Annotated in this window: 14 protein-coding genes; 3 read left to right on the top strand and 11 right to left on the bottom strand. The window is 63.9% G+C overall.

Translation table 11 applies throughout. The features are described from left to right. The 3 genes from BHQ40_RS22385 to uvrC form a co-directional block, all read right to left on the bottom strand. The coding region (locus BHQ40_RS22385) for a recombination protein O N-terminal domain-containing protein (RefSeq protein WP_171905929.1) at positions 1-134 on the bottom strand (134 nt) is incomplete at its 3' end. A 61-nt stretch (positions 135-195) separates the two neighbouring features. Then, positions 196-1563, bottom strand: coding sequence for an NAD-dependent succinate-semialdehyde dehydrogenase (locus BHQ40_RS22380; protein WP_070158002.1), 1368 nt, complete (start codon positions 1561-1563; stop codon positions 196-198). 151 nt (positions 1564-1714) lie between these two features. Further along, positions 1715-3634: an excinuclease ABC subunit UvrC gene (gene uvrC, locus BHQ40_RS22375; protein WP_070158005.1), complete on the bottom strand. Its 1920-nt coding sequence runs from the start codon at positions 3632-3634 to the stop codon at positions 1715-1717. Positions 3635-3863: 229 nt separating this feature from the next. Between uvrC and BHQ40_RS22370 the strand changes: the two genes are divergently transcribed. The 3 genes from BHQ40_RS22370 (at position 3864) to BHQ40_RS22360 (ending at position 5792) form a co-directional block, all read left to right on the top strand. Beyond that, on the top strand, positions 3864-4289 hold the full coding sequence (locus BHQ40_RS22370; RefSeq protein WP_083277109.1) for a VOC family protein: 426 nt from the start codon (positions 3864-3866) through the stop codon (positions 4287-4289). A gap of 266 nt (positions 4290-4555) precedes the next feature. After that, complete coding sequence (locus BHQ40_RS22365) at positions 4556-4753, top strand: hypothetical protein (RefSeq protein WP_070158001.1); 198 nt, start codon at positions 4556-4558, stop codon at positions 4751-4753. 154 nt (positions 4754-4907) lie between these two features. Next, positions 4908-5792: a bestrophin family protein gene (locus BHQ40_RS22360; protein ID WP_070158000.1), complete on the top strand. Its 885-nt coding sequence runs from the start codon at positions 4908-4910 to the stop codon at positions 5790-5792. A gap of 106 nt (positions 5793-5898) precedes the next feature. Here BHQ40_RS22360 and BHQ40_RS22355 read toward each other — a convergent pair whose 3' ends face one another. From BHQ40_RS22355 to BHQ40_RS22320, 8 genes are all read right to left on the bottom strand, one after another. Continuing rightward, positions 5899-6498 (bottom strand): F0F1 ATP synthase subunit B family protein, encoded by a 600-nt coding sequence (locus BHQ40_RS22355; protein WP_070157999.1) that lies wholly within the window; start codon positions 6496-6498, stop codon positions 5899-5901. Further along, the gene (locus tag BHQ40_RS22350) at positions 6491-6985 is read right to left on the bottom strand and encodes a F0F1 ATP synthase subunit B family protein (RefSeq protein ID WP_070157998.1); all 495 of its coding nucleotides are present in this window, start codon (positions 6983-6985) and stop codon (positions 6491-6493) included. Before BHQ40_RS22350 ends, BHQ40_RS22355 begins: the two co-directional genes overlap by 8 nt. A 116-nt stretch (positions 6986-7101) precedes the next feature. After that, the gene (locus BHQ40_RS22345; protein ID WP_070157997.1) at positions 7102-7329 is read right to left on the bottom strand and encodes a F0F1 ATP synthase subunit C; all 228 of its coding nucleotides are present in this window, start codon (positions 7327-7329) and stop codon (positions 7102-7104) included. A gap of 46 nt (positions 7330-7375) precedes the next feature. Further along, positions 7376-8161 (bottom strand): F0F1 ATP synthase subunit A, encoded by a 786-nt coding sequence (locus BHQ40_RS22340; protein ID WP_070157996.1) that lies wholly within the window; start codon positions 8159-8161, stop codon positions 7376-7378. A 39-nt stretch (positions 8162-8200) separates the two neighbouring features. Next, positions 8201-8524: an AtpZ/AtpI family protein gene (locus BHQ40_RS22335; protein ID WP_070158003.1), complete on the bottom strand. Its 324-nt coding sequence runs from the start codon at positions 8522-8524 to the stop codon at positions 8201-8203. Positions 8525-8686: 162 nt separating this feature from the next. After that, positions 8687-9085: a YdbL family probable chaperone protein gene (locus BHQ40_RS22330; protein WP_070157995.1), complete on the bottom strand. Its 399-nt coding sequence runs from the start codon at positions 9083-9085 to the stop codon at positions 8687-8689. Next, positions 9082-9270, bottom strand: coding sequence for a YnbE family lipoprotein (locus BHQ40_RS22325; RefSeq protein ID WP_070157994.1), 189 nt, complete (start codon positions 9268-9270; stop codon positions 9082-9084). Before BHQ40_RS22325 ends, BHQ40_RS22330 begins: the two co-directional genes overlap by 4 nt. Then, positions 9267-11302: intermembrane phospholipid transport protein YdbH family protein (locus tag BHQ40_RS22320; RefSeq protein ID WP_171905928.1), on the bottom strand; the 2036-nt coding region annotated here is incomplete at its 5' end. The genes BHQ40_RS22320 and BHQ40_RS22325, both read right to left, overlap by 4 nt.

Genomic DNA, 11302 nt, shown 5'->3' with positions numbered 1-11302 from the left:
ATGCGGCGGGAGCGGCCGCCGCGCACATAACCCGCCGTCAGCCCGTTGTCCGGCGTCATCAGGCGGGCGATGGCGCCATGCTCCCCATGCGGGCGGACGGCGCAGACAATCGCCTCTGTGAGCAAAGCGGGCATGGGAGGTGCTTACAGCCTCCCCGGCCCCGGCGCCATCGCGCGCGCCATGTCAGGCGTAATATCAGGCGCCGGAATAGACCGTCTTGAGGTTCATAAATTCATGGACGCCATAGGGGCCAAGCTCGCGGCCGTGGCCGGAGCGCTTGATGCCGCCAAAGGGCGCTTCCGGCGCGGAGGCGAGCATCTGGTTCACCGCCGTCATCCCGGCGGCGATGTCGCGGACGAAGCGGGCCTTCTCTCCCTCATCCTGGGTCCAGACAGAGGAGCCGAGGCCGAAGGGGATGGCGTTGGCGATCCGTATCGCCTCGTCAATGTCGGCGGCCCGGAACAGCATGGCGACGGGGCCGAAAATCTCCTCCTCCATGAAGGGGCTGTCGAGCGGGACGTCCGTGAGGATTCCGGGGGTGAGATAAGCACCGGGACCAGGGAGCGGCTCTCCGCCGAACAGCAGCTTCGCCCCGGCCTTCTCCGCCTCGGCAAGCTGGCCCAGCACGGTATCGCGCTGCTCCGCGCTGGAGAGCGGACCCATGCCGGTGGCGGGGTCCAGGGGATCGCCGGTCTTTACCGCCTGCATCCGGGCCGAGAATTTCTCCAGGAAGGCGTCATAGACGGCGGCATGGACGATCATCCGCTTGGCGCAGATGCAGGACTGGCCGCTATTCTGGATACGGGCGGTGACCGCCTGCTCCGCCGCCTTGTCGAGATCGGCCGAGGGCATGACGATAAACGGGTCCGACCCGCCCAGTTCCAGCACGACCTTCTTGAGCGCCCTGCCCGCCTGCTCGGCGACCGCCTTGCCCGCGCCCTCGCTGCCAGTCAGGGTGACGGCGGCGACGCGATCGTCGGCGATGATGGCGGCCACGGCGTCCGACCGGATGGGGAGATTCTGGAACAGGCCCTCCGCCCCGCCAGCGGCCAGGACCATCTCCTCCATCAGCGCGGCGCAGCCCTGCACATTGCTGGCGTGCTTCAACAAGCCGGTATTGCCGACCAGCAGGGCGGGCGCGAGGAAACGGACGACCTGCCAATAGGGGAAGTTCCAGGGCATGACCGCCAGCACAGGGCCGATGGGCAGCCAGGTGACGGTCGCGGAGCCGCCCGACGCAAGCGGGATAGCGCTGCTCTCCAGCATGGCCGGACCGGCCTTCGCATAATAGCGGAAGGCGGCGATGCATTTGTCGACTTCCGCCACGGCGGATTTCAGGGTCTTGCCCATTTCCAGCGTCGCCATGCGGGCGAGCCGGTCCTTATTGGCTTCATAGGCGTCGGCGATCCTGTCGAGCAGCGCAGCGCGCTCCGCCACATCGACGGTGCGCCAATGGTCGAAGGCGGCGGCGGCGCGGTCAAGTTTCGTGGCGATCCCGGCGGCGTCGAGTTCGGCATGAGTGGCGATCTGTTCGCCGGTGGCGGGGTTTATGCTTCTGAGCATGGAAGACTCCTCGACAATTATGTCCGTTCGGGCTGAGCTTGTCGAAGCCCTGCACTTCTCTTGAAAGGAAGGGCAGCCCTTCGACAAGCTCAGGGCGAACGGGGGGCGGTGTTAACCGTTGGGGCAGATAGTCCGATCCACCGGCGTACCCCTACCCATGAAAATAGTCATAGACCGTTTGCGCAACCTGTGTGGAGACGCCGGGGGCCTTTTGCAGATCCTCCAGCGTCGCGCCCTTCACGGCTTTGGCGGTGCCGAAATGCATCAGCAGCGCCTTCTTGCGGGCGGGGCCGATGCCGGGCACCTCGTCCAGTGAGCTGACGGTGATCGCCTTGCTGCGCTTCTGCCGGTGCGCGCCGATTGCGAAGCGGTGCACCTCGTCGCGCAGGCGCTGCATGTAGAACAGCACCGGGTCGTTGACCGGGAGAGTGATCTCCCGCCCGTCCATCAGGTGGAACACTTCGCGGCCCTCCCTGCCATGATGCGGCCCCTTGGCGATGCCGATCATGCAGACATCCTCGATACCGAGATTTTCGAGCACGGCACGGGCGGCGTTGAGCTGGCCCTTGCCGCCGTCGATCAGCACAAGGTCCGGCCATTCGCCACTGTCACGATCCGGGTCCTCATCCTTCGCGCGGGCAAAGCGGCGCTCGAACACTTCGCGCATCATGCCGAAATCGTCCCCGGCGATGGTTTCCGGCCGCTTGATGTTGAATTTCCGATAGGCGTTCTTGCGGAAGCCCTCCGGCCCGGCGACGACCATCGCGCCCAGCGCATTGGTGCCCTGGATATGGCTGTTGTCATAGACTTCGATCCGGTCGGGCACGCCGTCCAGGCCGAACATATCGACCATATCGTTCAGCACCCTGGCCTGGGTCGTGGATTCGGCGAGACGGCGGTCCAGCGCCTCTACGGCGTTGCGCTGCGCCTGACGGATCAGCTTCATCCGCTCGCCGCGCTGGGGCACCTCTATCCGCACCTTGACGCCGATCCGCTCGGTCAGCGCCTCGGCCATCAGATCGCATTCGGCGGGCGCGCGATCGGCGAGGATCAGGCGCGGCGGCGGCACTTCCTCATAAAATTGCGCCATGAAGCTGGCCAGAACCTCATCCTCCGCGACCTCCGCCGTGTGGACGGGGAAGAAGCTGCGATGGCCCCAATTCTGGCCGCCGCGAATGAAGAACGCCTGGATGCACATCGCGCCGTTCTTCGACGCGAGGGCGAACAGGTCGGCGTCGCCCAGTCCCTCGGCATTGATCGCCTGCGACCCCTGAATGAAAGTCAGTGCCTTCAACCGGTCGCGGATGACGGCGGCCTGCTCGAAATCCATCGCGTCGGACGCAGCCTGCATCGCCTGCCCCAGCTTCTGCTGCACCTTGGTCGACTTGCCGCCGAGGAAATCCTGCGCGTCGCGCACAAGATCGCCATAGGCGTCATCGTCGATGCGCCCGACGCAGGGGGCCGAGCAGCGCTTGATCTGATAGAGGAGGCAGGGACGGGAGCGGTTGGCGAAGAAGCTGTCCGTGCAGCTTCTCAGCAGGAACAGCTTCTGCAGCGCGTTGATGGTGCGGGTGACGGATCCGGCGCTGGCGAAGGGACCATAATAGCGCCCCTTCGCCTTGCGCGCGCCGCGATGCTTCTGAATGCGGGGGAAGGCGTGATCCTCCCGCAGCAGGATGAAGGGGAAGCTTTTGTCGTCGCGCAGCAGCACATTATAGGCGGGCCGGAACCGCTTGATGAGCTGCGCCTCCAGCAGCAGCGCCTCCGCCTCATTATTGGTCGTGACGATGGTCATCGACCGGGTCTGGGCGACCATGCGCTGCAGCCGCTTCGGCAGGCGATCGACCTGCGTATAATTGGTGACGCGATTGCGCAGGGCGCGGGCCTTGCCGACATAGAGCACGTCGCCGCGCGCATCCTGCATGCGGTAGACGCCGGGGCGTGTGGGCAGGGTTTTCAGGACATTGCGGATGGCTTCGACACCGGCGTCGATGTCTGGCTGGCCAGCGCCGCGCACGGCATAGGTCGCCTGATCCTCGTTGAAACGGTCTGGGGATTGCGGGCGGGACATGGTGGGGAGATAGAGCGCGGGAGCGGGAAAGCAAAGGCCGGGAATGGCGGCGGGGACGGTTTGGCCATCGGGCGGGACGGACGCCGTCCGCCCTCCCCCCTGCGCCGGGTTGTCGAGCAGCCTGGCCATGGCGATCCCCCGGTCCCTGATTGCGATGGTCATTTCTCATTCCAATGGCATGTTGGATGGCCATAAGTGTGCGCATAGGTGTGGATTGGGGAGAGTGTCGATGAAACAGATGTTGGGCATGGTCATGGCCGGGGCCAAGGATATTGGCGCGCTTCGCCGCTTCTATGAGGATGGGCTTGGCTGGACGCCCTGGACGCCAGCCGACGACAATCAGGTGCAATACAGGCTTGGCGGGACGGTGCTCGTTTTCCTGCCGCTGCCCTATCTCGAGGCCGAGAGAGGCGTTTCCGCGACGCCCCGGGGCAATGTCAGCCTGGCGATGTTCCTGTCCAGCAAGGCGGAAGTCGATGCCGCTTTTCAAAAGGCGCTGAACGCTGGCGCGACCGAGACAAGTCCCGTGCGCGAGCGGGATTTCGGCGTCTATTCGGGATATGTCGCCGACCCCGAAGGCAATAGCTGGGAGATATGCTGGAGCCAGTTTCTGCATCAGGACGGCGATGGATCGCTGCAATTCCGGCCGGGCTGACGCGCCTTGCGCGCATCATGCCGCCTTTTTCACGCAAAGCAGCAATCAAGCCTTTAGGATTATTGCGCTTGCGAATTACGGCAGACATATTCGCGACGGATATGCCGATAATTTCCTACAATATGTTGTATAATCGGTGATTTATCGCCCCAATTTTATAACTCTCCATTACGTTGCGTTGCAGCAATAACAGCTCACAAAGTGCTAACACATGTTCGCTTTGATAGGACCTACATAGGCGCTCCCCCCAACAGAGGAGACTATGCATGGGCCAATCCGACGATGATGAGAGCGGCAAGAGCAAATTGGAAACGATAGTGGGATCGCTGATGCTGCTGTCATTCGGTCTGGGCATATTGGCGTTCCTGATCGCGATCGATCACCCCGAATGGTTCAGCCTGCGCCCGGCGTCCGGCACCGCCGCCGCCATGTCCAAGGCGTCCAACTTCGCCCCACATAAATAAGCGGCGCAGGCATGCCGCCACGGACCGCATAAAGCCGGCCGTCATGAGAGGGAGAGGATGCCGGAGGGTACAGAATAGCCTGACAACGGCTTCTGTTTCAGGAACATTTCCGCCGTTCGTCGTTTGACGAGCGCGTCCATGACCCAGAGGGCCTATGATCATTACCGCCGCACCAAGTTTCAAACAGATTATCCGGGAAGTATGGAAGCCGCTGGCCCTGCTTTTCGTGTGGGACGTATTCGTAACCGTCACCTATTATGTGCTGCCGTTCACGGCCCCTTCCCTGCCGCTGACCCTGTTCGGATCGGCCCTGGTCCTGTTTCTGGGTTTTCGCAGCAACTCGGCCTATCAGCGCTGGTGGGAGGCGCGCGGTCTGTGGGGACTGATGATCAACGCCAGCCGCAGCCTCGCCCGGCAGGCGCGCAACTTCCTGCCCGACGAAGCCGACGAGTTGAAGCGGTCCATCGTCCTGCGCCAGATCGCCTATGTGAACGCCCTGCGCTGCCAGCTACGCCGGCAGAAGCCGGATGACGAAGTGCATCGCTTCCTGACGCGGGGCGAAGCGGATTTCGCGCTGGCGCGGACCAATGTGGCGAACGGCATTGTCGACGGCACGGGACGGCGCATCAATGTCGCGCGGGAAAAGGGCTGGATAGACACGATCCAGCAAACGTCGATGGAAAGCGTGCTGGTGGACATCGCCAATGCGCAGGGCGGCATGGAGCGGCTGAAGAATACGCCATTGCCGAGCCATTACCGGTTCTTCCCGACGCTGTTCACGCATCTGTTGTGCATATTGCTGCCCATCGGACTGGTGGAAACGCTGGGCTTTGCGACGCCGCTGGGATCGACGATGGCGGGGCTGATGTTCCTGGCGGTGCTGGCCATTGGGGACGATCTGGTCGATCCCTTCGCCAATACGCCGCATGACGTGCCCCTGACCGCCATGTGCCGGACGATCGAGATCGACCTGCTGCAGGCGATTGGCGAAGCCGCGCCCGAACCGTTGAAGCCCGATGCCGGAGGCGTGCTGTGGTGATGCGGGACAGATAGGCGGCCGGACCGATAGCGAACGGACCGACAGCAAAAGAAAAGGCCGCTCTGGCATTCCGGGCGGCCTTTTTCGTTTCTTAGGGGAATGGCGGTCAGACGACCGGGCCAAGACCCTTGATGGCGCCATCCACCAGCACCTTGTCAGCCTTCGCATCATGCGTTTCGGCGATGATCGAGGCAGCGGCGGTGGTCGCGGCCTGAACCGCCTTGGCGCGGATGTCGGAGACAGCGCTGCGCTCGGCGGCGGCGATCTTTTCCTCGGCCATTTTCTGGTGACGCTTCACCAGCGCAGCGGCGCGGGTCTTGGCGTCGTCGACGAGCTGGGCGGCTTCTTCCTCCGCGCGCGACCGCAGAGCGTCGGCTTCGGCGGCGGCGCCGGACAGCTTCTTTTCATATTCGGCCTTGAGCGCTTCGGCCTCGGCGCGGAGCTTGGACGCTTCGTCAAGCTGGGCGCGGATGCCGGCGATCTTGCCGTCCAGCGCCTTGCCGATCAGGGCGGGCACCTTCTTGAACACCAGCACCAGCAGGAATACCGCCATCGCGCCACTGACAAGAGCGCCGGGAGTCAGGACCCCGAAAAGCGCCAGCTCCGAATGGGTTTCGCCGCCATGAGCGACAAGCCCTTCCTGATGATCGGCTTCCGCCAGATTGTGCGCGACTTCCGCCGAGCCTGCGTCGAGTTGTTCAGCCATGAGCGAGGGCTGCCTTTACTGCTTTCTTGGCCGCAGCCGCGGTGGGCTGAACGCCGGAAATCTTGACCACCATGTCCTGCGCAGCCTCGGCGGCGACCGCCTCGATCTCTGCCATGGCAGATGCGCTGGCGGCGCGGATTTCCGCTTCCGCAGCGGCGATCTTGTCCGCGATCTTGGCGTCGGCCGCCGCGATCTTCTTCTCCGCATCCTTGGCGGCCTTGGCCTTGGCCTCTGCGACCAGGGCCTGCGCTGCGGCGCGGCTTTCATTCTCACGAGCGCGATAGTCCGCCTCGATCTCGTCGCCGCGGGCGAAAGCGGCCTTGGCGGCTTCCAGATCCCCAGCGATCTTGCTGTCCCGCGCTTCCACGGTCGACTGGATCTTTGGCACCATGCCGCGTCCAACGACGAAGAAAACGAAGCCGAAGGTCACCAGCATCCAGAAGATCTGGGACGACCATACTTCAGCAAGTTGCGCGATTTGAGGCATTGGAAAACCTGTCCCGAAATCCGTTCGGACTGATCTTGTCGAAATCCTGTCCTACTTCTTCACACCTCTGAAGACAGGACAGCCCTTCGACAGGCTCAGGGCGAACGGAAGTATTTTTAGGCGACGAAGATCAGGATCATCGACACGACGAACGCCAGCAGGCCGAGAAGTTCGGCAGCGGCGAAGCCGATGAACAGGCGGCCCTGCTGACCGTCGGCGGCCGACGGATTGCGCAGCGCGCTCTCAAGGAAAGAACCGAAGACGTTGCCCACGCCGAGCGCGGCCATACCGGCACCGATAGCAGCCAGACCGGCACCGATCAGCTTTGCGGCTTCTGCGTCCATTTTACGTAACTCCTTCTAAGAAACTTTGAAAAACAACCAATAAAACTCAGTGAAGATTGACCGCGTCGTTGATGTAGAGCGAGGTCAGAAGTGCGAAAACATACGCCTGGATCACGGCGACCAGCAGTTCCAGCGCGCTGATGCCGATCATCAGGATGAAGCTGGGCACGCCGATCATCAGGCCCCAGCCAGCGCCGGCGTTGCCGCTGTTGATGACGAAGCTGGACAGCACTTCCAGAAGGATGTGGCCGGCCATCATGGCGACGAAGAGTCGCAGGCCAAGGCTGAACGGGCGGACCAGGAAGGACACCAGTTCAATGAAGGGGATCAGCCACAGCAGCCAGACGGGCGTGCCGTGCGGCACGAACAGCGAGAAGAAGTGCAGGCCGTGGCGCGCGAAGCCGACGATCAAGACAATCGAGAAGCTGAGGATCGCGAGGACGCCGGTGGCGGTGAAGTGGCTGGTGAAGGTGAAGGCGTGGCTGCCGATGAGGCCCAGGGGCAGCAGGCCCAGCAGGTTCGCGAACAGGATGAACATGAACAGCGAGAATACGTAGGGAACGTAGCGCTTCCCCTCCGGCCCGACATTGGCGAGCAGCAGATTGTCGATGAACCCGGTCATCGTTTCCGCAGCGGCCTGCCAGCGGCCGGGAACCAGTTCCCGCTTCATGCCCAGCAGCATGAAGGCCCAGAGCGCGACGGCAGTAATGACCATCCAGAGCGCGCTGTTGGTGAAGGCGATATTATAGCCGCCGATCGCCCAATGTTCCGTGCCGAACAAAGGCTCGATCGCAAACTGGTGCATCGGGTCGATTTTGCCTGCCTCTGCCACGCTTACTCCAAGCCTTCCAATACTGCGACAAAAGCGCCCTTATTTATCAGGACGCTTCGTCGAAATCCTAATGATGTTCCTGAAGGCGGCGATGGTCCCCAGAGCGAGGAGCGCCAACAGGAGCCAGGGGGACGTTCCGAACCAGCGGTCAAGCAACCAGCCGATCAGCGCGCCGCCGGCAAGACCGCCGATCAGTTCCCCAAGGACGCGGTTGCCAAGGCGATAGCTTTCGTCCGCCCCGTGCACCTGCCCCTTTCCGGTCCTGACCGCTTCGTCATGCTCGGCCCGGACAATCCGCTCTCTGAGCGATTTGATCCGCGCGTCCTCGCCGACTGGGTCTTCCCCGGGCGCATCCTCGACCATCATCCTCTCCACATTTCCCGTATGGAGGCGGCATGGCCCGTGCGGCTGCACCCGTCAAGGCGCGGCCCGTTTAGAAAGGGTGTGTGTCCGAGTCAACACTTCTGCCAACCCCGGCCAAAAGGACAGTGCGGCAGGCCGATTTCGGGACGGAATCGCGGGCGATCAGCCAGCGGTTGCGCAATAGTCCGGCAGCGCGATCGCGCCGCTTTTCTTCTGCCAACCACCGCCGGACAGCTTATACATCTGCCCGTCCTTCACCCGGCTGGCGAGGGTCTGACAGCCCGTGGCGGCGGCCACATCGGCGACGGTGACGCCGCGCTTCGACGCCAGATCGGTATAGACCGCGCGGCGCTTGATGTTGATCGAATCCACTTCCGACTTCACATCCGCGCCGACCGAGCCAACGATGCCGAGATAGCCGTCCGCCTGCTCGCCGACGGTTCCGGCGGCCATAGCGGCCGCGACAGCGCCGGACTGGGCGCGCGCGGGTGCGGTGAGGACAAGCCCTCCGGCGACGATGACGGCGGCGGTTGCGGCGAGAGCGATAAACTTGCGTGTCATTGCGGGAACAACTCCGGGTTATTCTGGATCAGATCCTGTGCGTCGCGTTGCAGGCGCACGACCACTTCCTGTTGAACCTTCACATTGAGGTTGATCTCAATCGGCTTGTCCGGCGCGCGCACCTGAATGCACCCTCCCAAGGAAAGGCCCGCGATGGCGGCCGCAAAATATCCTGCTGTCTTCATTTCTGCTCCCCAGATGGCACTTTGTCGCTTTCGGCAGGCTGAACCGCAAGCCCCTTCAACACCTGTTCCTGATATTGGTCGCCCACGCTGTTGCGGATGAGGCCGCTCGGATCGACGAAGGACTTGGCCGTGCTCATCAGCCCGCGGAAGGGCGCCTGTATGCGGATGTTGAACAGGAAAGGCAGGCCCAGGAAATTGCTGGCGATGCCCTTCTGCTCCGGCTGACCCCGGTTGATGCCGTTGAACACGACATTGGTCACGACTTCTCCGTCCAGCGCGCCGTCCATCAGGATGGACAGGCATTTATACTGGAGATTCTTGAGCGCATCGAAGGCCATCTTGCCGAAAACGCCGACCTGCTCGTTGGAAACGGGGCCGACATAGGAAAGCGTGCCGGACTGGCGCTGCGGATCGCAGGGAATGGAGGGCAGAACCCCTTCCGGCATGATCAGCGGCGGAAGCCCCTCCTGCCGGGCGACAAGGACGCCGCCCGCGATCCGGCCACCGTCCATGTTGAAGATCAGCGGCATGATGCCGTCAAAGGTGCCGGTCGCGGAGATATTCTCCAGCTCCATCTTCTGAATGAAGGCCCCTGCATCAAGGCCGATGACCCGGAAGGTCAGATAGCGCTCCGTATCGGCGCTGAAATCCATCGTGGTCGGCAAAAGCTTGAGGTCGCCGCCGGAAAAGGGCCATGCGCCGCCCTCTATATGCACCTTCTGCCCCGGTTCCAGCCGGTAATAGACGATGCCGTCCGTCGCCTCGATACCCGGATTGACGCTGGCGATGCGCACCTCCTGATGCGGCGCGGTGACGAGACCGACAAGATCAGTGAAGCGAATCTCGCCCGAAAGGCCGCTGACCGGGCCAAAGGCGGCGGCAAGGTCCATCTTGTCGGTTCGAAACACGCCGTCGCTGGTGACGGCATTGCCATTCCAACGCACCTGCCCCTTGCCCGACACCGTGCCGGCGGCATTGGCGACGACGCCGAGCGCAAGCCGGGTGATCGCCTCCGGCTGTAGCGTGGGGGAGAAGGTGATGCCCGGCACGTCGAGATCGGCATGGCCCCGGCCCGGTCCCAGATCATGCACGATGTCGGCGAGCAGGACCGTCGCGCCGCTGGCTGGTTCGACCAGCGTTCCCTTTGCCGTGATGCGGCCATTCTGCATGGTCAGGCGGAAATTGCGGCTGTCGAGCGGATTGAAGCGGTCCGGCACGGCGGTATCGCTGAGCGTCAGGCCGCCATTGACCGTGAGCGCGCCCTTGGCAAAGCCCCAGCGGCCGGAAAAATTGCTGGCCGCCAGCGGCACCGCGCCGATCCGGCCTGCGCCGCCGCTTAGCTGGCCGCCCATCCCGTCGCCCGCCGCCAGTCCGGTAAGCTGGGCGGCGGTGATGCGCACCGGCGAATCAGCGGGGCCAATGCGCAGGTCGGCGTTGCGCGCCTCAAATCCCGGCCTGGAGAAGGCGAAGCGGATCAGATCGGCGGAGAGGCGCAGTGGACTTTGACCCAGCCGCCCCTCAAGCAAGGGCGCGCGCACCGATGCGCCGCCGGACAGGCCCTTTGGCCCATAAGCGAGGATCGCGCCGTCCGCCGGGCACAGCGTCATCCGGGTGCGGCCGAGCGAGACATTTTCATAGGCGAGGCTGGTGAGCGCTACGGGCGCGCACGCCGGATTGACCCGCAGGTTGCCGCGCCCGTCCACGCTGCCGTCGATGGGCAGGGTCAGCCCGCGCAGGCCGCCGCCGGGCAAGGGGCCATCCAGGCGGGCCTCCGTCTGAAAGCGGGTGACGCCGCCTCCCCCGGCGGTGAAGCGCACGGGTTCGAGCGCGAGGCTGGCGCCGCCCTCCGCCGTGTAGGGGTCCATGAAAAGCTGGCCGCCAAATCCGCCGCCCGGCCGCTTGGAAAGGCGCAACGCCGCCTTGGGCAAGCCGCCGCCCTCCATCGTCGCGCTGCCATCCAGTGCCCAGTCGACCTTCGGCCAGGACAGGGAGAAGCGGCCGCCCTCCCCCAGCGCGATGCGCGCGCCGCTGC

Source organism: Sphingobium phenoxybenzoativorans, assembly GCF_001757355.1.
Lineage (GTDB): Bacteria > Pseudomonadota > Alphaproteobacteria > Sphingomonadales > Sphingomonadaceae > Sphingobium > Sphingobium phenoxybenzoativorans.
The sequence above is the reverse complement of the archived record's forward strand: the minus strand, read 5'-3'. Positions and strand labels throughout refer to the sequence as shown.

Coding starts and splice junctions, on each gene's coding strand:
- BHQ40_RS22350 (WP_070157998.1), bottom strand. CDS start 6,985: ATGCCTCAAATCGCGCAACTTGCTGAAGTATGGTCGTCCCAGATCTTC.
- BHQ40_RS22380 (WP_070158002.1), bottom strand. CDS start 1,563: ATGCTCAGAAGCATAAACCCCGCCACCGGCGAACAGATCGCCACTCAT.
- BHQ40_RS22360 (WP_070158000.1), top strand. CDS start 4,908: ATGATCATTACCGCCGCACCAAGTTTCAAACAGATTATCCGGGAAGTA.
- BHQ40_RS22345 (WP_070157997.1), bottom strand. CDS start 7,329: ATGGACGCAGAAGCCGCAAAGCTGATCGGTGCCGGTCTGGCTGCTATC.
- BHQ40_RS22365 (WP_070158001.1), top strand. CDS start 4,556: ATGGGCCAATCCGACGATGATGAGAGCGGCAAGAGCAAATTGGAAACG.
- BHQ40_RS22355 (WP_070157999.1), bottom strand. CDS start 6,498: ATGGCTGAACAACTCGACGCAGGCTCGGCGGAAGTCGCGCACAATCTG.
- BHQ40_RS22370 (WP_083277109.1), top strand. CDS start 3,864: ATGAAACAGATGTTGGGCATGGTCATGGCCGGGGCCAAGGATATTGGC.
- BHQ40_RS22325 (WP_070157994.1), bottom strand. CDS start 9,270: ATGAAGACAGCAGGATATTTTGCGGCCGCCATCGCGGGCCTTTCCTTG.
- BHQ40_RS22335 (WP_070158003.1), bottom strand. CDS start 8,524: ATGGTCGAGGATGCGCCCGGGGAAGACCCAGTCGGCGAGGACGCGCGG.
- uvrC (WP_070158005.1), bottom strand. CDS start 3,634: ATGTCCCGCCCGCAATCCCCAGACCGTTTCAACGAGGATCAGGCGACC.
- BHQ40_RS22330 (WP_070157995.1), bottom strand. CDS start 9,085: ATGACACGCAAGTTTATCGCTCTCGCCGCAACCGCCGCCGTCATCGTC.